This is a genomic window from Vibrio sp. 10N.261.46.A3 (assembly GCF_041472995.1).
Classification (GTDB): Bacteria; Pseudomonadota; Gammaproteobacteria; order Enterobacterales; family Vibrionaceae; genus Vibrio; species Vibrio coralliirubri.
The window spans coordinates 1-22,748 of record NZ_JBFRRH010000109.1 but is presented as its reverse complement, the minus strand read 5'-3'; the positions used below and the strand labels follow the sequence as shown (position 1 = coordinate 22,748).

Annotated in this window: 12 protein-coding genes and 2 pseudogenes; 11 read left to right on the top strand and 3 right to left on the bottom strand. The window is 44.4% G+C overall.

Annotated features, from left to right (window positions below; all coding sequences use genetic code 11):
• Positions 1-862: helix-turn-helix transcriptional regulator (locus tag AB4484_RS22065; RefSeq protein ID WP_372080442.1), on the bottom strand; the 862-nt coding region annotated here is incomplete at its 3' end.
• Positions 863-1,168: 306 nt separating this feature from the next.
• Between AB4484_RS22065 and AB4484_RS22060 the strand changes: the two are divergent.
• The 3 genes and pseudogenes from AB4484_RS22060 (at position 1,169) to AB4484_RS22050 (ending at position 16,119) form a co-directional block, all read left to right on the top strand.
• Positions 1,169-11,563: pseudogene (locus AB4484_RS22060) on the top strand (hypothetical protein).
• Positions 11,564-11,590: 27 nt separating this feature from the next.
• Positions 11,591-15,106, top strand: coding sequence for a hypothetical protein (locus AB4484_RS22055; RefSeq protein ID WP_372080440.1), 3,516 nt, complete (start codon positions 11,591-11,593; stop codon positions 15,104-15,106).
• Between the two features lie 62 nt (positions 15,107-15,168).
• Positions 15,169-16,119 (top strand): OmpA family protein, encoded by a 951-nt coding sequence (locus AB4484_RS22050; protein WP_372080438.1) that lies wholly within the window; start codon positions 15,169-15,171, stop codon positions 16,117-16,119.
• 99 nt (positions 16,120-16,218) lie between these two features.
• Here AB4484_RS22050 and AB4484_RS22045 read toward each other — a convergent pair whose 3' ends face one another.
• Both AB4484_RS22045 and AB4484_RS22040 read right to left on the bottom strand, forming a co-directional pair.
• The gene (locus AB4484_RS22045; RefSeq protein WP_048614428.1) at positions 16,219-16,638 is read right to left on the bottom strand and encodes a BLUF domain-containing protein; all 420 of its coding nucleotides are present in this window, start codon (positions 16,636-16,638) and stop codon (positions 16,219-16,221) included.
• A gap of 336 nt (positions 16,639-16,974) precedes the next feature.
• The gene (locus AB4484_RS22040; protein WP_231624734.1) at positions 16,975-17,166 is read right to left on the bottom strand and encodes a hypothetical protein; all 192 of its coding nucleotides are present in this window, start codon (positions 17,164-17,166) and stop codon (positions 16,975-16,977) included.
• Positions 17,167-17,693: 527 nt separating this feature from the next.
• Between AB4484_RS22040 and AB4484_RS22035 the strand changes: the two genes are divergently transcribed.
• From AB4484_RS22035 to AB4484_RS22000, 8 genes and pseudogenes are all read left to right on the top strand, one after another.
• Positions 17,694-18,119, top strand: a complete 426-nt coding sequence (locus AB4484_RS22035) for a hypothetical protein (protein ID WP_372080436.1) — start codon at positions 17,694-17,696, stop codon at positions 18,117-18,119.
• 221 nt (positions 18,120-18,340) lie between these two features.
• A pseudogene (locus AB4484_RS22030) lies at positions 18,341-18,547 on the top strand (hypothetical protein); the annotation flags it as partial.
• 125 nt (positions 18,548-18,672) lie between these two features.
• Complete coding sequence (locus AB4484_RS22025; protein ID WP_048609466.1) at positions 18,673-18,921, top strand: TIGR03643 family protein; 249 nt, start codon at positions 18,673-18,675, stop codon at positions 18,919-18,921.
• 67 nt (positions 18,922-18,988) lie between these two features.
• Positions 18,989-19,384, top strand: a complete 396-nt coding sequence (locus tag AB4484_RS22020) for a DUF3465 domain-containing protein (RefSeq protein ID WP_372080434.1) — start codon at positions 18,989-18,991, stop codon at positions 19,382-19,384.
• 50 nt (positions 19,385-19,434) lie between these two features.
• Positions 19,435-19,971: a GNAT family N-acetyltransferase gene (locus tag AB4484_RS22015; RefSeq protein WP_372080432.1), complete on the top strand. Its 537-nt coding sequence runs from the start codon at positions 19,435-19,437 to the stop codon at positions 19,969-19,971.
• 14 nt (positions 19,972-19,985) lie between these two features.
• Positions 19,986-20,747 (top strand): nucleotidyltransferase domain-containing protein, encoded by a 762-nt coding sequence (locus AB4484_RS22010; protein WP_372080444.1) that lies wholly within the window; start codon positions 19,986-19,988, stop codon positions 20,745-20,747.
• A gap of 494 nt (positions 20,748-21,241) precedes the next feature.
• On the top strand, positions 21,242-21,451 hold the full coding sequence (locus AB4484_RS22005) for a hypothetical protein (RefSeq protein ID WP_010434910.1): 210 nt from the start codon (positions 21,242-21,244) through the stop codon (positions 21,449-21,451).
• Positions 21,452-22,714 (top strand): integrase, encoded by a 1,263-nt coding sequence (locus tag AB4484_RS22000; protein ID WP_372080430.1) that lies wholly within the window; start codon positions 21,452-21,454, stop codon positions 22,712-22,714. It begins immediately after the preceding gene.
• Positions 22,715-22,748: the final 34 nt, after the last annotated feature.

Here is a 22,748-nt window from a genome sequence, read left to right as displayed (position 1 = left end):
CAATGATCACGGGTATATAATGTTTATTTTTGAATGTGATATTACATTTTTTAGCAGAAGGTTCTGAAAATTTAAATACTTCAAACCCCACGCCCTTCAAGAGTTTCATCATGTTGGGATCTTTTACTAAAACAGAATATTTTTTAATGTTTTTGTTCTGAGAAAGTAACTTTATATCTGAAACTATATGTTCAATCACATGATCTTTTTTCTCTGAGTGTGAGCTTATATTAAAATAATTTATGCTTTTGCTTGAATTTAAAGAGCAGGCCATTCTTAGATCTAGCTCTTGAGTTTTTAATGTCTCAAATTGATGGTCTTCAAAGAAAAAGCCTACGTTGTGACTCACAATGTCGCCATCTACATTGATCAGCTTGTGACCATGTGCTTTTTTCTCACAGTAGTAGAGATATAAATCAATTTGGTCCAGTGGCGAAATATCGACTTTTGTGAATTTAGAAAGTAGTTTGATTCTGTCGATAACGCCAGTGTCACACGGCTCTGAAATTAAAGGCAGTGACTTAAAGTTGCGTTTGCCTTGTTGTTGATTCAGGCCTGATAGAGCTGAAATTCTACTTTGAAATGAGCCATAGGATTCGTTTAAAAACAGTTCGATTAACGTGTCTTTTTGTTCGGACTTAAAGCTCTTTATTGTCTCAAACAAATCTCCGCCAAGGTACTGTAAGATCTTGAGTGCTTTGTATGTACTAGGCTTTACCTTACTGTTTTCCCAACGATTTATCGTTACGACGTCAACCGCATTAAACTCATCGTCCAGCTGATTTAAGTAGGTTGCAAACTCTGTTTGCGTAAATTGAAGTTCCTTTCTGAAGTTACGTAACAACTGTGAAAACTCACTCATTAAAACATTAACCTTCTGATAATTAACTCAATGTCTTGATTCTAATTTAGACATCAGACTCTCTATTTAACATCTTCAGTAATTTGTTTTTTACGGATGTTAATTGTTCGGATTATTTGAACTGTATGTTGCGCATGTCCCTAACAGGCTGGGTGCCAAATTAGTGACGTCAAATCTATGGCTTTTTGCCTAGACGCTTGTCAATCTACTGTGAAGTGCGCGTTAATGTTCAGATACAATCTTGCCTTTTTCTTATCCATTCTATTGCTTCCATTTGCCTCCTATGCGGACACAGCGGGTCTTGTTATGGATCTGTCTGTTGACAGCGCGTCTTACGACAACGGCCAAGAGGTGGCTTATACGCTTGTTTTAACGAATGAGTCGGATAAAGCTATCGCTGAGTTGGACGTTAAAGATGAGCTGTTAAATATCTTAACGACAGATGATCAAGGAAATAATGTTAACGCGTTCTCGCAAGTTTCGACTCAAGCGCAATCCTCCTTCCTGTCATCTCCAGGTGATTACAGTCGCTTCGGAAACTTAGATGCATCAGGTGTGCGTATTGCGGCTGGTGGGTCGGTGACCTATACCATGGTCGCCACCGTTTCTGCCGACGCAGCTGGTACGATTGATAACGTCGCAAGTGCGAGCACGGGATTGTTGGATGCTGTTGAATCAAATACAGAATCCATTCAGCGTGGCGTGTATCAACATGATGTTGTTGTTTCGGTCGATAAGGCGAACTATCAACTCAATAACAAACTCACCTATAAGATTAAGGTTTCGAACACTGGCGATACGTTTATTCAGACGCTCGACGTTCAAGATGTCCTTTCAGACATAAAGGCACTCAATATTGAAGGGGCTTTGCAACAAGCCTTTACTGACAACGTTAACTCAGTCAGCAAGGTTGAAGGCAGCAAGAGCGAACCAGGCACCTTCGCCGAATCAGGGGACTTATCAGTAAGTGGTGCGTCGATTGATATTGGCGGGTCTGTGACTTACGAAATTCAAGCAACTGTTGCCGACAATTTAGTCGGCGACATTGTTAATGACGACATAACTGCTGAAACACGCGATGACTTGGTTACAGTTGATGAGGTTATCACTCCACCCACTGAGCCTAGTATCACCCTGACACATACCTTGAACCAATCGGATAACTACCTAGTCGACGATGAGTTTTCCTATACGGTCACGGTTGCTAACCAAACAAACACTGGTATCGCGTACCATTATTCTGTTCAGCAGTTTCTTGCGGATCTTGAAACCGATCTAGGTAACGATGTCAGCAACGAAAAGAACGCAACTGACACGGTTGGTAATCCTTACGATTTTTGGACCAATGAAGTGACCTCAATCGGTTCTAATAGCCTTTCAGAACTCAATGCATCTGGAAAGGAGTCCAACACGTCACTAGAAGACAAAGTGTCTATCTATCCCGGTGAGCAGATTGTTTATTCCGTTGTGGTGGACGTTAGCCCTGTGTCTATTGGTCAAATTCCCCAAGTTGCTGCCCGAGTGGTTGATGCTGATGGCCTCGCGGATTCTGGCGATGCTTTGGCTAATATTCTTGATTCGAAAGACGTTCTGACGACGTCATCAAGTCAAATTACACGTAATAAGAACACGACAGATACTACTTATGTCCCGGGGATAGCGGGTGATAACGAAGTGGTTTATGACATTGTTATTTCTAACAAGGACACAGAGTTTTTCGCCAACGATATTGAAGTTATCGATAAATTTGCTTGTATCGTGACAGAGCAAGCGGATGGCTCTAACGCTTCAGCATTTTCCGAGTGGAAGCTTGAAGTCGCTGATAGAAGTGGTGATGGATCGAATTATAGTTCATTTAATTACAATACTTGGACAACAAACGACATCAATTTGAAAGTCGACCTCGCACCTGAGGGCTTCGTTCATTATAAGCTGACCGCAAAAGTGGCAGACACCAGTGTGGGTCAGATTGTTGATGATGGTACCGATGCGGGTTTGTGTTTAGGGGATAACTTAGGCGAGTCGGGCTCTGGTGTACAAATGCCAAACTCGAAATTAAAAGTCAAAAAGGAAGTGGATTCTCGTTACTACTCAGCTGGCGGTACCCTGAACTACGACATCACGGTAGAGAATAACGGTGACGGCTACGCGATTGATGTACCGGTTTATGATGATTTAGTCTCTGTCATGACTACCTCAATCAATGGAACGCAAACCAAAGCGTACTTTAGCTGGGTTATTACTGCGAAATCTTATGCTTCTGATGGTTCGATTTCGACAAACAGCGAGCCCGGCTTTATTGATGACATAGAAGGTAATCAGAAGAATCAAAAGATCTTAGATGTGAAGGCAAAGCTAGCTCCACACGATAAGATCGTTTATAGCATTGCCGCGATCGTAAACCCCATTGCCGATGATGAAATCCGTAATGAAGTGACGGTCGACAGCGTGCTTTATTCCGATAGAGGCTCATACCCACGAGATTACTACTTAGTATTGGATAAGCGTGTTGATGGTCATAACGAACAAAACGCGTATACCGACACCACCAATACTGTCACTTATACGATCAGCATTACCAACCCAGAAGGGAACGGTTTCGCCTCTAACATCAATGTCAAAGATGAAATCAGCACCATAGAAGCAGAGTTACTTCACGAGCCGGGTGAAACCAAGCCCGTGTTCTCTTCGTGGACGATCAGTGCAGAAAGAGAGGCAGACTCCCCGTGGGTGAAAGCCGTGACTGACCCTGGATCGTTCTCGGATAACAATGATCTGGATGCCACCGCTCAGATCCCGCCAGGTGCGACGATTACTTATACCATTGTTGGGACACTCGATCGCAGTGTCGACAGTGAGATTCTTTGGGGAGCATTCACCAATACCGCAACAGTGGCGGGACCAGATACTAATCTATCGGATACGGTACGTACCTATCCTAGCGAACCGAATCTTGTAGTCGCTAAGACCGCTCAAAATACCGACTTTGTTGTGGGTGAGCGCGCTACATTCGATATTTATATCTATAACCGCGGTATTGGTTACGCAAATGACGCAACGGTACAAGATAGCATTTCAGCGCTTAACTTCTTTAATAGTTGGACAATTGTAGGTTCGACCAATACAGATAAACCGGGTTCTCGTTATGGTGACATTGCTAACGACACTGACATCGATACCGACGTTGATATAACTCCTGGAGGGTGGGTTCACTATGAGGTGAGCGGCATTGTTAAGTCTGACTATGAAGAAGAGCAAGTATCGAACCGTGTTGATGTTTACGATCCTATTACAGACCGTGACCACAGCTCTTCCGCTCAAATAGATAACTCACACAGTACCTATGACATCAATGTTTCACTAGCTAAAACGACCGATGTTGTCCGTTACACACCGGGTGAAGATCTCACCTATACCATCGTTATTGGCAATAACAGCGACACTGATGAGACCGATCTTATCTTCATGGATCGCCTGAGTGAGATCACTACTACGCTGGCGAATGATAAAGATGGTGAAGTAGAAGATGTTCTTAATCAAAACCCGTTTGACTATTGGTCTGTCGATACTGGCTCTGGTTTCGGCCCTCAAACGACTGAAGATGTGGAGTTCCCAGTTTCAATTCCGGCCAAAGACTTTGTCACGGTGCGTATTAAGGCGCATGTCAAAGACAATGCGGTATCTAATGGTGTCGCTGACAGAAACGGCGGCATAATCCGCAACGAAGCAATGCTGATTCATGACGATAATGCCGGTTGTACTGACGATTGTGAGTATGCGAAACGTGCCGTGGCTGAAAACCATCAGGTACATAACAGTGGCGGCGTTGTTCGCACAACTAACATTAACCGCTACTCTCCGGGCGATCAGTTGACTTATACCATCAAGTACAACTCTCAAGACGGGCACGGTTATCGAAATAACGTTGACGTAAACGAACTGATTAATGACATATCAGTGGAGCTACAAGACGGCAATTCAGGTAATCCATTTTTCGATGATTCGGTAGGTTCAAACAAGTTTACGGTGGCGGTTGCTAAGAGCGACCCTGCGAACGCGGGTACAACCGATGGTACCAAAGACGGTGATGTTGCGAACGACACTGACATTGTGACTTCAATTGATATCGATGCTGGCGAAGACGTGACTTACACAGTAACAGGTACAGTAAGACCGGATGCGGTCGGTGATATTCATTACCGAGATACCGTCGTGATTCCCGATGATTACCATTTAGATTTTGATAAAACGACTGATGAAGTGGTGTACGAGCCAGCTCAGACGGTGACCTATCACTTAGTGATTGAAAATGACGGCAAAGGTAACGCTCACGATATTCCAATCGTCGATAACCTCGAAGATATTGCGGTCAGCTTAGTGGATGGTAAGACAGGACCAGCGTATTCAGATTGGACCATCACATCGATCGCAACTGGAACCGATTCTGAGTATGTGGATGCGGGCGCAGGTGCTGGCAATGTTTACACATCAACCAACAGTAACTTAAATGTTGAAGCCGATATCCCGATGGGCGCTAAGCTTGAGTACCAAGTTGTCGCGACTATCAATGACAAAGCCAATGGCGATGTTGTTAACGTTCTAACCGTCGATGGCGACACGATATCTCATGATATTCGTCAAGAAGCTCGAAAAGTTGATTTTGAAAAGAATATTCTGGCGTATTACGACACGGATGAAAACGAACTGGTTGGCGCAACTAACTACATGCCAGGTGGTTATGTTGAGTATGAAATTTTAATTGAGAACATTGCGAGCGCCCACGTTGATGATATGAGCTTGCGTGATGACATCGACCAAATAACCACACAATACTTTGATGGAACGCGTGGTCCTGCCTTCGATAGTTGGGAGATTGAAACGTCTTCAGATAGCTCAGGTATTTCCAACCCAGATGTTGATAACTCAATCCAAGACAATAAGCCGATTGATACTCACTTCGATATCTCGGCAGACAACTTTGGCCGAGCTGCATCGTCAGCGTTTGTCCGCTATGTCATAAAAGCCAAGATCAGTCCGAAAGCGGTTGGTTCTTTTACTAATAAAGCTTTCATCGACGAAGACAATGGCAATGAGTTGATCGCGGTATCGCCACCATCAACGATGGCGGATCCTGAAGTCACGTTCTCTAAAAAAGCGTTTTATGATGCAGGCTTCTCTTCGCAAAAAACTGAATATTCTCAAGCTTCTCGTGAGAGTGAGGTTTATTACCGCGTTGAGATTAAGAATGCGGGTGATGGTATTGAATATGGTTCTCGCCTAGAAGATGCGATTTCGGAAATTCAAACTCGTATTGCAGAAGACAGCACCACTTCAGGTGGTGATCCTGTTGGACAACCGTTCTTGGTTGGCTGGGAAGTTAGCCTAGATAAAACGGCTGCGACCGGCTCTATTACCGACGCGATTGACTTTGTACCGGGCAATAACATCGATATTGATAACGAGATCGTTATCGCGCCTCAAGAAAGCTTAACGTTCACTATTCATGCTCAAATTCGTGAAGATGCATTGGGTGACATTCAAAATAAAGCGACGTACGACGGTAGTGCTCGAACAGCGAATTTAATGCCGCTTGAAAATAATACCAGTGTTTAAAAACGTGTTGTGTCGATCAACGGCAACCCGTTCAGTGATGGTGATACCTATCTTCCGGGTGACGAAGTTGAGTATGAATTTGTAGTCACAAACCCTGAAAACGGTTGGGCGAATGATGTTCAGATCAAAGACACAATCACAGACATTCAAGTCGAAGTGATTGGCGGTAAAACGGAATCCGCTTTTGTTTCTGGCGATATCACCCATGAAGTCAGCAATGGTATTGATGCCAACGCTGATACTTATGTACCAAGCTACAACACCAGTGGCAACCTTGATATTGAAACCGATATTGCCGCGGGAGAAGTGCTGACCTTTAACTTAACCGGTGTCGTTCGTGATGACGCTTTGGGCACGATTGATGCGAACCAAGTGACCGCAGGAAGTGACTCAGCAACATCGCAAGTGATCCCCCCTAAAGATGCCGAGCTCGACTACTTCAAAACCTTGGTTTACACCGATGGCGAATCGGAGGGCTGTTCAGTTCCTTCAAACGATGGCAGTAGCTGTACTTATGCACCACGTGGTGATGTTGAGTATCAAGTTACGTTAGATAACACAGGCGATAGCATCGCAAATGATGTGAGCGTTATCGATGCGATTCACACCATCAAAACCGAAGATGGCGACGATGCGTTCTCAAGCTGGACAACGGCTATTGCGATTGAACCTGTTGGCACTTACGACGTGCAAGGTAACTACAACGGTAGCGTACCATTGAATGCAACTGTCGATCTTCGTCCTGGTGAGCGTATTGTGTTTGACGTGAAAGGCACCGTGTCGACATCAGCGACAGGCACTATTACCAACACAGCGCAAGTGAACGGTGATAACACCAACGACATCGTACTTGATCCGGGCCGCTCGAATATCCTGATTGATAAATGGACGGATACGCCTGAGTACGTGCCGGGTGGAACAGTGAATTACTACATCGACATCACCAATGACGATGTAGATTCTGGCCTGTTTTCGATTCGTGACATCATCAGCGGCTTTGAAGTCGAAACCGTCGATGGCTCGATGCAAACGGCACTCACTGAGTGGACGGTTGATTATGATGTGCTTTATAACTCGGCGCCGTCAGATCTCAACGCTAATGACTTCTCAGAGCTTGATAAGTTAGTTGGACAAAACAGTCCAGACATCGATTTACCTGCCGAATCTATCAAGATGGCAGGACGTGACGATGCAGGTACGGGTGGCGGCAATAAGTACACAGTTATCCGTATTCATGTTCAAGGTAAGGTTCGTGATGACGCGATTGGACGCTTTACCAATACGGCTTATCTACGACATGGTTTGGACGATTCGAAGATCGCTCGCTTACGAGAAGGCTTTATCACTCCTAAGTCGGGTCAATTGGTTCTAACCAAAGAAACGACGCCAATTGCAGAACCTGATGCCAAATACCAACCGGGTCAACCAATCTCATACAAGATCACTGTGGCTAACACGGGTGAAGGTTACCTTGTCGATCAAGTCTTAACCGATCGTATCGACACCATCATGACAGAGGTGGCTAACAGCCCAGATCAAGAGCAAGCGTTGACAGGTAATTGGATCATTAGCGACGAACAGCTTGATGGCAGTGGCGATCCAGCCCTGAACGCTCGCAAAGATGTGGTTAATAACACGCAGGGTTATAGTGCGACTTACAGCATTCACCCGGGTGACAGTTATTCATTTGTCGTGACCAACACTGTTAATGATAAAGCCAAAGGTGAGATCACTAACGTCGTTAAAGTTGATAGCGACGACGGTGAGCACTCTGCCGACGCGACCTACATTCCAGAAGATGCGCAAGTTGAGATCACTAAAGACGTCGATAAAGCAGAGTACCTTCCGGGAGAGGCACTTCAGTACACCGTAACGGTTAAGAATAACGGCTTAGGTTGGGCTGAAGATGTTGCTATTGAAGATGCGCTGAAGTCGGTTGAAACCACGATCGCAGGCGGTACGACTGAACAAGCTTTTGACCCTGCTTCAATCCAAATATCTGCGGTATCGACAACCGGTGAAACCCCAGTACCGGATGCAACCCGTGGTGAAGACCTTAATGAGACGCTCGATATTGCACCTCAAGACAGCATTGTTTTCACTATTCAAGTGACGACTAATCCGTTGGCGACAGGCGATATCACTAACATCGCATCAGCGACCTTTGACGGCACAACATTTGATGACAGTGCTACCAGTACACCAGTGTTGGCGACGGTTTCGGTCAAGAAGACGGTTGATACGCCATCGTATGAAGTAACCAAGCTGATTAACTACGACATCACCGTAACCAACAGTTCTGATGCGTTTGCATCTGGTGTTCAACTTCAAGACATCATCAGTGACATTCAAGTCGACACGACGGCTGATAAGCAAGAGTCGGCATTCCTGCTATGGGAAGTGAGCTTTGAAGCCTCGGATGATCGATCGGTTGTCACTCCAAAGACATTCGACTTGAGTGAAGACATCGATGTAAGTATGGATGTTGCGCCACAGAGCAAAGTAACTTTCCACGTTAAAGCGTTAATTCGCACGACAGCGATTGGTGATATCAGTAATACGGCCACCATCACTTACAACGGCGCCCCACAAGACTCTGTAGTGACTATCACACCGAAAGAGGCGGAGTTTGTTGCGACGAAAACCAACGTGCAAACCGAGTATGAGCCGGGTGGTGAGCTTGAGTTCCTGATCACCATTGAAAACACCTCGAACAACTACATCAGTGACTTAAGTGTTGTTGATGATATGGAGTCGATTGAGGTCGCATACTACAACGGTTCGACAGGACCTGCTTTTGTGGCTGGTTCCACCTCTTTGGTTGTCGATTCAACCACAATAGGCACCACTACCGAGCAAGTTAGCCCGACGGAGTTCAACGTAGATATCGCGCCGCACGGCACTGTTGTGTTCCGCTCAAAAGGCACCGTAGTCGATACCGCGACCGGACACATCATTAATACTGCGCAAGTCGATGGCGGCGATGTTATCAGTCCTCCAGTTCAAACAGTCGCGGCAGTGGTTCAAGCTGAGTTGTTTACCGATGCCCCGTATTACGTTCCAGGTGAGCAGGTTGAGTATCACTTAGTGGTGCAAAACATAGGCCGTGGTATAGCCAAAGATGTGGCGCTTTACACCCAGTTCTCTGAATCAATGGGTGATCATATTGATGGTGATTTTAGTAATGCGTTTGATAAATGGACACTAACGGCTACATCAGAAGGGGCTGAAACTCAACCGGGCACCTTTGATAACGACAAAGACCTGTTCACCTTGGTCGACATCGCACCGGGCGGCAAGATTGATTACACGTTCACATTGACGGTCAACGAAGACATGCTGACTAACATCGATGTGCTTGGTTACTACCTCGACTTAACTGGTAGCCCAGCGATGCGCGCTCGTTCTAAGGGCATGTTAGCGTCTGAAACCTCGATGCAGGCAGTAGCAGACCAAGTATCTGCTTTGGATTTGCCGCCAGTGGGTGCTGATCTGGTTGTTGAAAAACGTTCTGATAAGCCTGAATACACCGAAGATGACGACAGTGTCACTTATTACTTGGCCGTGACCAACAATGGTCAAGGTAACGCGGCTAATGTTCGTCTAACCGATGAGATCAGTGAACTACAAAACAGCACAGGTAATAAAGTCTTTACCGATTGGACAATTGAAGGTGTCGAAGTCGACGATTCGGGCGCGGTTATTCAGCGTCATTCTTTCCCGTCGAGCAAAGACTTAGATACCACCGTTAACCTGAAATCCAACAAACGTAATGCCTACACGTTTGAGGTCGTGGGTACGCTAGGTAAGGGCTTGGATGACGACATTACCAATACCTTTACGGCGACGGAATCTGACGGTACTGAAACCAGCGACAGCGTCACCAATCACATCAAGAAGATTCCAGATAACTCTGGGGAGTTAGAGCTAACCAAGTCTGCACTGCAAGATACCGCGCAAGTTGGCGATGCGGTTGAGTACGAGATCATCGTTGAGAACAACAATGAATCTTACTTTAAGAACGTGACTGTGGAAGACCGTTACCCAGGTGGTCTGAAATACATCGTGGATACATCAGAAGTTGTGCTAAGCGGCATTGATGGTGAGTTTGGTACGGAAGACGATCAGGTTATCTCTCAAGAGCCATCAGATACGGGCAAGTTAATGTTCACATCGTTGAACTTTGATCCGGGCGAGAAGCTGCGTATTCGTTACTTATTGCGTGTCTCGGTAGGTGCCACCTTTGGTGATTACATCAACACCGCAGTAGCGAAGGTTGATGGCTCGGCTGTTTCTAATGAAGACACCGCCAAAGTGACCATTGAGCCGGACAAGGTGTTCGATACCTCATCGATCATCGGTAAAGTTTTTGAAGATCACAACAAAGATGGATTCCAAGCTGATGCAACCGCGTTTGATGTTGAGCTAACTGCGAACTTAGCAACACAAGGCTACATCGCTGATTCGACGCACATCATTCGTGATGGTCAAGACGTTGCTATTCAAGATGGTGCGATAACCACTGTACTTGAACAAGGTTTGGAGCTTGGTGACCTTTGGGGACATTCAGTGAACCGAACACTGCCAGAAACCAGCAAAGTGGTGATTCAATTCAAGACTCGCACACAGCAGAGCTTTGATTTTTATGTCACGACTGAGGCGGGTTCCCGTATCGAGTTTGATGCACAAGGTCAGATTCAATTTAAGCATGAATCGGACAAGAAAAATGGACTGAGCGCGGAAAACCTCAATGTAACCAGAAACCTATATCGCGATGGCGAGGATTACCTGTGGGAAATCGTTATCGAGAACAAAGGTATTTACGAAGATGGTATTCCGGGCGTTAAGTTGATGACGGTTGAGGGAATCGTTATTTACACAGACCAGTACGGTCGTTACCACGTGCCCGACCAATGGGTACTCAATAAGAAAGGTAAGAACTTCCTAGTGAAGTTGGACACTGATTCGCTCTCCACCTCCATGGAAGTGGTAAGCGAAAACCCGAAAGTGTTGCGAATTACCCCGAACAAGCTCACCAAGTTCAACTTTAGCGTTCATCGTAAAGACCAACAAAGTGAACAGAAGTAGGCTATTGGAACCGTATCTGGAAATTGTATGAAAGTATTTAGTAAGTCTCGTTTAGCGACGTGTGTGTTAACGGCCATTCCTGTGATGGCGGTAGCGAAAGACACAGGTAAGCTTGAAAAACTTGGTTCTGAGACGACTGGCATTGAAATCACCAAGCCGAACCAAGACCAAGACAGTTCGCGTATTTACCTAGAACAAGGTGCTATTTGGGCAAGCCGTGACATCACTCGCTTTGATCCAGTATTAGACGTCAGTGTCAGCGATGAGTTGGAAGTCGAGCAGGGAACACTACGAGACAGCGTAGGTTTCACCATTACCACCAACTATGGTTACTACATCAAAAAGTACCAGTTGGAAGTGTACCGAGTGGATGACTTTGGTCTGTCTGAGCCAATCGCTGTGCTTGAAGGCGATAAACTGGCGAACGACTCTGACATCAATTGGGATGGTCAAACCGATGTTGACTACCAATTTAATGTCGGCGAGCAGTTGATGTTCCGCCTAAAAGCGTGGGACAAAGATGGCAACATGGATGTGACCACCGTTGGTGTAACGGATTTGGTGAAGCCTGATTCTGAAGTCGAGATCGATCGAAACGATAACGACGATGAAGAGAGTAAAGATAAAAGTTACGGCCAAGCTAAGTTGATGCGTCATAACATACCGACCAATGCGGGCTTAGCGAAATTCATCGGCACCGGCTTAAAGGGCGTAGATAAAGTCATCATCGGTGAAGACGAATTTGACGTTGAAGATGGCAATTTATACGCCGAGCAATACCTACCAACAGACTCCTACATTTTTCCAACCAAGGTTGTGTTTGATAATGGTGATGAACGTCGTTACAAGCTGTACGTTCGTATCCCAGATACTTATTACGCGCAAACGGGTTTGGCTGATCTTTATGTTGGTAAGAACAATGTGTCTGGTAATAGCGATGCATTAAGTGTCGATGACCAGTACCAAGATGACATCTATAACCAAGGTCGTTTAGCGTACTTTGGTCAGGGTAAATTTGGTGACAAGCTTCGCGTGACCACTCACTTCGATACTCGAGAAAGTGAGATAAAGGATATGTTCAAACATCCGTTCGCCTCGGACGATTCGGATGTGTTCGATATCCTCGAAGACGACGATGAGCTGTATTACGGTAACTATGGTGACAGCTCAAACATCGAAAAAGTAGTCAACACCAAGGGCAAGGTTTACCTCAATGTTGAATACGATAAGTCTCAATACTTGTGGGGTAACTACAACACGGGTTTAACAGGCACCGAGAACAACGATTACAACCGTAGCCTCTATGGTTTCAAAGCTGATTATCGTACTCGCGATACTACACAATACGGTGAAGACCGTTTGAACGTGGTCGGTTTTACCGCAGAAGCAGATTCGTTGTATGCACACGATGAGTTCTTGGGCACTGGCGGCTCTCTATACTTCCTTCGTCATGGTGAAGCGGTACCAGGAAGCGACAAGGTTTATGTAAAAGTAAAAGATGAATCTGGCCTAGTGCAGAATGAAATCCCACTTGAGCCGGGCGTCGACTATGATTTTGACCCGTACCAAGGTCGCATTATTTTGACCAAGCCACTCGATAACATTCTATCCGACAGCTTTGGCAGCGTGATTGAAAACGGAGACGACTACGAAAACTTTCTGGTTGTTGACTATGAGTACGTCCCACAAGGTTCTGACTCATTAGATGCGATGTCTTACGGTGGTCGTGCCAAAGGCTGGATCAACGATTACATTGGCGTTGGCGTGACGTACGCGACCCAAGAGAAAGACAATCAAGATTACGAGTCTTATGGCACGGACTTAACGCTTCGTGCTACTGAAGGGACCTACATTAAGGCTGAGCTTGCGCATAGTGAAGGTAGGCAAACCGAGTCGAATTTCGTCTCTACCGATGGTGGTTTAACCTTTACGCCCATTGGTGACACATTGGAAGACCGCGAGGGTGACAGTGTCCAAATCACAGCTGTGACTAGCCTTTATGATCTTGCTCCAACCATTTTTGGTGCTGTGGGTAATGACCTAAAACTTTGGTACCGAGACAAAGACGCGGGATACAGCTACGCAAGCAGCAGCGATGATTTAGAGCAAGAGGCATACGGCGCTGAACTTCGTTTACAAGCTACTGATCGCTTAGCCGTTTTGTCTCGTTTCTCGACCAATGAAGAGCGCGATGTCGATGGTAATCTAGAAACAGATACTGAAACGATTGAGATCGAGACTCAAGTTAAAATCACCGAGCACATCAAAGTTTCGGCGGCAGGGCAACAAACTGAAGAGCTTAACCAAAACGACGAGCACAGCGATGCGACCTTAGCGGGTGTGCGTTTGGAATATATGTGGGACAGCGAGAACAGCGTTTACGTCAAAGGGCAAAAGACCGTCGATCAGTCGGATGACTATGATGAAAACGACAGCGCGTCGATTGGTGCTGAATTCCAAGTGTTTGAAGACTTGTCTCTTGGCGGTGAATACACCGATGGTGACCGAGGCCAAGTAGCAGAAGCGACTGTGACTTACGATGTAACCGATGACCACTCAACCTACGTAACTTACGTTGATGATAACTACGAAGGTCAAAACAACGTGATTGTTGGTCAGCGTGCAGACCTCACCAGCAGTGTCGACTTTTACCAAGAGAACCAGTTTGTTGATGAAAACGACGGTCATGGTCGTATCGACTCGTACGGCTTTGGTTACGATGTGACGGAAGATGTCGAGATGGGGATCGGTTATCAACTTGGGGAAATTGAAGATGACCAGAATATCACCACAGAGCGTGAATCTATTAGCTTCAATGCTTCAATTGACCTAGATGACATCACCCTAAGCCACAAATTTGAATACCGAGTAGATAAGAGTGAAGACGATCCAGACATCGCTCAGCGAGAACTGCAACAAATCGTGACCACCAACCGTTATACGCATCACTTAACGGAAGAGTACACGCTATTTGGTAAGTACAACTACTCCATCACTGAAAGCGAAACCACGGGCGAAACCATGGCGCAATTTACCGAAGCCACTGGCGGCCTCGCGTATCGTCCGATCTACAACGATAGACTCAACTTACTGAGCCGCTACACCTATATTGCAGATTTCGACCAATTGGATCGCGATGTGGATTATCAAGACGAGACCAGTCAGATCATTGAAGTTGAAGCGATCTATTCGATCGACCAACACTGGGATGTCGGTACTAAGTACGCGCATAAAGACAAACAGCAAGCTTTTGAACGAGCGTCTGGTTCGAATGAGCTGGTTAAAAGCGATATCGACCTATACGGGTTAAGCGCTTCTTACCGCGTGATGAAAGAGTGGGATGTGACGGGTGAATACCACTGGAAAACAGACACTCTCAACGATGAGCTAGAACACGGTGCATTAGTTTCGGTGAACAAGCACATCGGCGAGAACTTCAAAATGGGGATTGGTTATAACTTCTCTGCGTTTGATAGTGACTTAACCAATGATGATGACTACGACGCATCCGGTGTGTTCATTAACTTAGTCGGTAAGATCTAAGCCAGCCTAAAAGTGGGTTGAAAGTTGAAAATTGAGAATTCGAAGTGACAGTTAAGAGTAAGATGAAAACAATTATTTTCCTAATAAGCGCAGTGATGAGTACTTTGCTGCTGTCCGGCTGTGCAACCGACACCTATGTGAGTCAGGAGAACCGAGACAAGTTTGCTGGCATAGACGTGTCTAAGTTTTTAATCAGCGAGTGTTTGGCGCCAGAGCGTGAAGTACACATCGCCATCGCGGAACATTTTGCGTTTGATAAATACCAATTACGCGACCTCGATAAGATCAACTTGGATACCTTTGTTAAAGAGATCAGAGGCCTCAAAGGGCGTATCACGATTGTCGGCCATACTGATTACAAAGGTTCTCTGGAATACAACGAACGTCTTTCACAGCACCGTGCTAAATCGGTCGCAGATTATTTGAAAGGGCAACTAGACCCAACGCAATATGACTGGGAAGTGAAACACCTTGGTGAGACTCAACCTCTTCTGTTTGGTAAGACGGATAAAGACCGAGCGGAGAACCGCCGTGCATTTATTGTGTTTGAAGAAGCTCAGAAGTACGAAGAGATGCCTTTCTGTGAGCGACCAAAACCAGAACGTAAAGTTTATATGGCAATGACACCACACTTCGATTTCGACAAATCAGTACTCAAACAAGAAGATCTAAAGCAGTTAGATGACTTCACAACGAAGTTGAGCGGCCTGCAAGGTAGCATAATGGTGGCAGGGCACACTGACCAAGCGGGTTCACTTTCTTACAATGAAAAGTTGGCAGAGCGCCGCGCAGAAACGGTGGTTGAATACCTCAAAACCAAACTCGACCCTAAGCAGTTCATCTGGGAAGTGAAGTCATTTGGTAAGTTGCAGCCTGCGATTAATGAACGCTCTGAAAAAGCCGATGCATTAAACCGCCGCGCGTTCATTGTGTTCAAAGAATCTGATATTACCGCCGAACAGCAAGCTCTTGCTGGCAGTGAACAAGAAGCGGTGAGCAGCGAGAGCGAGTAGAGTTCACCGAAGAATAACGAATAGATGTCTCTATAACAAAACGCCCCATACGTTGGGGCTTTTTGTTGCTAACTCTAGGGATTAAGTTGGGTCGAAGATCTATTCTGATGGCAAATTCTGTTTCAATTCCAGAAGCATTCGATAAGCACTTTCTCCTGACATCTCATACGGGTTGAACTGATCGGATGTTGAAAACTGTAAATTAACCAGTTCGGTTAGACTAGACTGTGGAATATCACCCATAGACCAATCACCAAACTGCCTACAATCGATCTCTTTGAAATATAAAATCATGACGTTTTTGTGTCGCTTGTCATTCAAAATATGATTGTAAGTATGGTTCACTGCGGTTCTCGAACCTTCAATACATTGCAGGAAATACTTATCATTATGGCTTAGAAGGCCAGTTAAATGGCTTTGCTTATTGCGGTCGTGTGAAATCTGAAGAATGTCGTTCAAAGCCTGAGAATCGCAACTTTCACAGAGCGTACTGACATAAATTAACCGAGTTAGGAGCATAGGCATCACTTCGATTTTTGTTCAAAGGGTACTAACAAATATAAGCCAAGCTCATGGAATTGCTAATTATTGGTAGAATTGTCATTAATGCGTTTTTTGAGGAAAATGAGAATGGTGAACAAGTGGAGAAGAATTAATCATAAGAAGAAAGGGAGCTTAGAAATAAGATTGAATTATTTGAGCGTTGGCAGTTAGCGCACTTTAAGAATGGAGTGAAAGGCAGGCAATAAGCTCTATTTTACAATTGTATTTGGTCAATGAAGAGACCTGATGCTTCGCAACACCTTCAGTTGATTGCCCTTACCTGCTTTACGCTAACGTTTGAGGTGATAAATCCTACTCGCTTAAAACCGAAATCGATTCGACGTTAGAAGAGGAATCAAATCGAACGTTGACCAACACACTTTCACGTTCGAAAGTCACATCATCAAAGTCAGTCGTTGCGATCTTAAATCCATTTCTTGCGAATAAACTCGTCACCGTTGTTCGTTGTTTCTGTTCCATAGCGCATGTCAGTAGTTCGTTCATCGTAATCTCCATTAGGTAACCGTGTGCATAGTGTAAGCGTACAGGCTCTACATTATGAGATCAATTGCTTAATCGATAAGCTATGTTGATATGTTCAATTGAGTGATTCAGATATTTAAAATACGAATGGATAAGTGGTTAAGAAGTTATGCTGCTTATGATAAGTGGAGCGTTATGTGACTACTGTTCAGCATTCCTTGAACACGAAATTTGTCGCAAAAATCGCGTTGAAATAAGTGGTTACAAAGCAGGAGGAATTATGCCCGCCGTTTGGTATGTTTGGTCGGTTATTGGAAATATTATCGGCCTATATCTCACTTAACTAAAGTACATCGATTTACGATGAGTAGACTCCTCAATAAACCTTCTTTTCATTTGAACTTTGTATGCTAAGTAGTGTTGTTATAATTGTTAATAATTGCATAGGCTTGATTTTAATATTGGTTTGATTTATAAAATAAGCATTCATTCATTAACTTCATGATTATATTAGTTTTTACTAACCTTTAATGACATGGAGAAAGGCGATGAAAAAGAATCAAACACGCAACAGGTTAGCGAATTTAGTGCGACTTCGTAGGTCATACAAAGCATCAGATTTTCTGGTGAGCTCTAACGAACTCCGAGTTAAGAAAGATGTGTATAGCTTACGTAAAATCAAACAGTTAGAAATTCGTCAATTGGGTCCTAAAGAAAATGCAATCAATATCGTTTCGTTGGCTTTAGTCCTCTCGGCAGCGACTTGGGCATTTGTTCCTCAGTTCGGTTTACCTATGCTTGCACTGACCTTTATTTTGGCGTTTGTTACATGGCGACGATATGAGTTGCGTGCAGAGTTTAAAGGAGCCGATGAAACTGGCGACCATTGGGTTTCCGTGGCGCGCGGTTGTACTAGAGAAGAGTTCAAAGTGTTGAAAAACGTTGAATTGGCTTTACGCGATCAAGTGTCTTAATGGCTAGATCGGTTAATGCTTGGGTCTTATAACCGTTAAGCTCCCATAATCACTAAGGCTCGTCATTGTATGGCGAGCTTTTTGTTTTCGGAACAGCACCAATAGAGCAGGTTACTTTGAGAGAACTGCGCTTATATGTGTAATAGTTATCTGTATGAATCTTAAGTCACGGCATTTTTGGTGATCTTTGCGGCTTTGAATAGAGGGAGTGGTTGGAGATGATTTCTGGAACGTATTCAAGAGCTCCTCAATATTCCTTCTGCGCAATTTTTGCTGACAGAGGGGTAGTGATGTCTTATGAGCGAGATGTTATACCTGCTTATTCCAGACCGGACATCAGAGTCGATGGCATAAAGTGCGGGGATAGCAATTACCACGACAATGCGAGAGTGCTTAGAGAGTTCGCACAAGCTCATTTAACCCCATGATTGCCTCGCTGCTAGCTTGTTGTTTTATTGAACGTTATAACGCGCCAATTCAAAGTGTTTGTCCTGTGATCTTTAAATTTAGAACGAGCGTATTTCTCCCAGTTTATTAAGGAAGAGTATGCCCAATGTTATCTAAAGAAAATGAATCAAGAATTATTGAAATGGCGTGGGAAGACAGAACGCCGTTTGAAGCAATAGAACAGCAATTTGGTTTGAATGAATCGCAAGTGATTCGTTTTATGCGTAGTCATCTTAAGCTCGGCAGTTTTAAGCTGTGGCGCTCTCGTGTTTCTGGGCGCTCGACTAAACATGTAAAGTTGCGTAATACCGATGTATCGAGAGGTTATTGCCCAACTCAGTACAAACATCGTTAGAAGAGGGGATGACCAGCCAGTATCCCAAATCAACACTCAGATATGGGAAACGAAAGGAATGAAGGGAATGAAACAATTTTGCGCTCTAGTTTTGGTGCTGCTTAGCTTCGGCATTAGTTATGTTCAAGCGAATGATACGCGACTTAAGCAAGCTTACGAAAACCATCAAAGTAATGTTCAAGTACGTGGCTCAGGTACGGTGTATCGAGTACTGCCAGATGATAATAAAGGTTCTCGACATCAGAAGTTCATTTTACGACTCGATAGCGGACAAACCTTGCTAGTCGCGCATAATATTGACTTAGCTCCTCGTGTTCAGGACTTGGGAAAGGGCGACCGAGTTGAGTTTTATGGTGAATATGAATGGAACAAAAAAGGTGGCGTAATGCACTGGACGCACAAAGATCCTCGTAATCATCACACTCATGGTTGGTTGAAGCATAACAGGAAAGTATACGAGTAAACACCTCCGAGGCTTTTCCCTTCATGGCTATAAAATAAAAAGGAATTTTGATGTTTAAGCTGGAAACTGACAGGTTGATTCTTCGAGATATGAGTCTTGAAGACGAGTGTGCCTTTGTTGCGATCTCTCAAGACGCAAAGTATCAACGTTTCTATGATGAAAGTGATTGCGAACCTAACAAATATCGAGAGCTAACTCAGTTGTTTGTTGCGCAGGCTTTGGAAGTACCTCGCCAGTCCTATCAGCTAGCGGTTGAAAGCAAAGACTCGGGGAAGTTTATTGGAACCGTTTGTTTGCGCCTTGAGGGCGATAAACAAGCTTCGATGGGCTGTGCTTTCTCGAGGGAAATTCAGGGACAAGGGCTTTCTATAGAAGCTTCTAAAGCCCTCACTGATTTTGGTTTCTCAGAGTTAGGCATACACCGTATTTACGCGGAAACCATAAGCAAGAACTTGGCTGCGATTAAATTGTGTAAGTCACTAGGAATGAAACAAGAAGCGTGTTTTAAAGATCATCGATTCTTCAAAGGTCAATGGTGGGATACAGTTGTGTTGGCGGTTGTTCGATCTGATTGGAAAAAGGCTTAGTGATGGAAAGTGGCATACAGAAGCTAGATAGAGGGCTCGATCGAAAAGGGTTCATTCAAAATCTTTATTCGCCAAAGAACATTGCGCCTGAATTTCAATACGTGGTGTCAGCAGTCGTTGATTCGCTGCTAAGAGAACTTCCAGGTCAAGTTGATGGTATCTACTTGTATGGAAGCGTACCTAGAGGAACGGCCATTGTTGGTGGCTCTGATTTGGATGTTTCTATCGTACTCGCGACGCCTGTTGGTCAGAGAGAAAAGGAAGTCTTTAACCTACTTTCCGACACCATACCCCAAACCTATCCTCAAGTGACTAAGCTTGATATTGATCCAGGGTCTCTCTCAGAGGTTCTGCAACCCACAGAAAAGTATCATTGGCACTTTTGGATCAAGCATTGCTGTTGTTGCATTTGGGGTAATGATTTATCGTTAGAGTTTCCGCAATACAAGCCAAGTATTGAAATCGCTCAAGCTCTCAATGATGACTTGTCTACTTTTCTTGAGCAAATGCCCCCGAGTTTCAAAACAATGACTGATGCGGATGTAGCTAAGGTGATTGGAAAGAAGTTGGTTCGAGCTGCGTATTACTTTGTGGCTGAGCAAGACGGCAGCTGGTACACCAACCTGAGCCAGTGTGCTGCAGTCGCCAAGCGCTATTACTCCAATCAAAGCGACGATATTGAGCTAGCTCATCAATATGCTCTTGGAAACTTGATATCTAAAACAGAAGCTTTTGAATTGTATAAAAGGCTGAGCAAAGAGCTGATTCGAGAGTAGGTGAATCGGCTAGTCAATGGATGAAGGAGATATCACCGCTCAAGAAGCTTATGATGTTGCGTGGTATTGCTTTGAAAGAAGTAGAGCGCGTGGGTAGGTATCTTTAGTTTGGATTCGATAACCTGTTTACGACGTTTTTGAGGGCACAAAAACGGTGAAACCCCGATGTTGGTAGTAATCTTAGCTGTATGATATTGATTTATATGAATTTCATGTATTTAGAGCTGGTGGTTAAGCTCTAATTGGCCTAAAAAACGGTTAAAAAGGCCAATGAAATAGTCAAATAAAATCAATAGATTAGTAACTTGGTACTACTGTATTAGTCCACCCTAAAGTGGGCTTGAAATCGATTCGTTGAATCGTTTTACGCTTCGGGAATCCTTTTCGTTAATTGCTGCGCAAATAGAATGTCACTGAAAAAATCGTGCATAGTTTTTCTACCAGTAGATGAAAAATCTTAATTTTCATGTAGTGAGAAAGGTAAGGAGAACGACATGGCGACGCGTAAAATCAGACCTAGACAATTTATTGATGAGTTTTACCCTGATTCAGGGATATGCAATACCACCATCATAAACTGGATTAAACATGGCAAGCTTGAGGGCACTAGAACGCCAACGGGCCGATATTTAGTCTGTGTTGACGACGAGATAGGGAACCCTGCAGACAGGGTCAGTGAACTTCTAAGATTCTTGGAGTCATAAATGGTTGGTAGAGCTAGAAGTAAAGAAACGGCTCATTACCCTCCATTCTTGGTGAAAATGAGCCATAGGGGTCAATCTCGATTTCGGTTTACGACCGTAGATGGTGTGAAGAAGCTATTTCCTATCGGGACTGTAGAGCAAGAAGCGATACAAGCTGCGCATGTTTACAACTTGCAATATCGTCCTGAGCTAGGAAGCGCGTTTTCCCTTTCAGAGATGACCCCATTTCGCAAAGCTGTCTCTAAAGGTCGAAAGGACAAATTCAATCGGCCTTTAAAAGACTGGCTTCCATTAGTGTTGTCTCGTGTGAAGAAAGAAGAACGGCTTTCCAAAGACGTTTATCGAAATTTGGAGAGGGACTGTTACCGCCTTGATGAGTTCATGGGGCGGTTGCCAACCAAATCGATCAAGTTACAGCACATCAACGAGTTCCTTTCGAAATACTATTCAGAGTTAAATAATCGTCAGCTCAACAATAAAATCAGTAACCTTAAAAAGGTGTTTTCCTACCTTGCCGATGAAAGCGCTATTGAGAGTAATTTTGTTCTCAATAAAAAACAGCGTCGATTGACCAGAGAAGATTACACAAAGGCTCGCCATGACCTAGATATTGAAAACTATCAAAAGGTCTACGATGCAGCGCCACTGTTTCTTAAGGTAGCAATGAGCCTAACACTTGAGACGACTCATGCTGTGAGGGAGATCTATAGGCTTCGTTATCGGATATACAAACCACGGGAAGGTGTTTGTGGGATTCTTTGGAATCCTGACAAAGAGGTGGAGTATGTTGATGGGCATGCTGTGTATGGAATGCTTTATGTTCACCGAGAGAAGGTTAAAAAGTCCGATGCTTCCACTGTTGCCATTCCTGTTACTCAAACGATTAAAGACATTGTCGATCTTTCTAAAACATCGAGATTGATTTGTCCTTATATCGTTCACCGTAAACCCAAACAGCAGCAACGTGGTATTTCCAAAGAGACCGACCATCTTTACCAAGTACATCACCACAATATAAGTAAAGAGTTCAGTAAGGTTCGAGACTCATTAGGGCTTTATAGCCACCTAAAGAAATCGTTAAGGCCGACCTATCATGAAATAAGAGGGCTGGCTGCTCGCATGATTGAACAACAAGGGCAGAGTGCTACCGAGCGAATGGCACACGCGAACGCTAAAACAACAAAAATCTATACAGGCACAAGTGACATTATTTGGCATCAAGTACCACCTGTTGAGGTTATGCCGAAAAGTGGCCAGAAGTGATTTTTGTCAGGTGTTTAGTTTTGGAGGAATTCGG

Excerpts from the sequence above, each read along its gene's own strand:
- AB4484_RS22035 (WP_372080436.1), top strand. The coding sequence starts at position 17,694 with ATGAAAAAGAATCAAACACGCAACAGGTTAGCGAATTTAGTGCGACTT.
- AB4484_RS22015 (WP_372080432.1), top strand. The coding sequence starts at position 19,435 with ATGTTTAAGCTGGAAACTGACAGGTTGATTCTTCGAGATATGAGTCTT.
- AB4484_RS22025 (WP_048609466.1), top strand. The coding sequence starts at position 18,673 with ATGTTATCTAAAGAAAATGAATCAAGAATTATTGAAATGGCGTGGGAA.
- AB4484_RS22005 (WP_010434910.1), top strand. The coding sequence starts at position 21,242 with ATGGCGACGCGTAAAATCAGACCTAGACAATTTATTGATGAGTTTTAC.
- AB4484_RS22045 (WP_048614428.1), bottom strand. The coding sequence starts at position 16,638 with ATGCTCCTAACTCGGTTAATTTATGTCAGTACGCTCTGTGAAAGTTGC.
- AB4484_RS22055 (WP_372080440.1), top strand. The coding sequence starts at position 11,591 with ATGAAAGTATTTAGTAAGTCTCGTTTAGCGACGTGTGTGTTAACGGCC.
- AB4484_RS22000 (WP_372080430.1), top strand. The coding sequence starts at position 21,452 with ATGGTTGGTAGAGCTAGAAGTAAAGAAACGGCTCATTACCCTCCATTC.
- AB4484_RS22020 (WP_372080434.1), top strand. The coding sequence starts at position 18,989 with ATGAAACAATTTTGCGCTCTAGTTTTGGTGCTGCTTAGCTTCGGCATT.
- AB4484_RS22040 (WP_231624734.1), bottom strand. The coding sequence starts at position 17,166 with ATGAACGAACTACTGACATGCGCTATGGAACAGAAACAACGAACAACG.
- AB4484_RS22050 (WP_372080438.1), top strand. The coding sequence starts at position 15,169 with ATGAAAACAATTATTTTCCTAATAAGCGCAGTGATGAGTACTTTGCTG.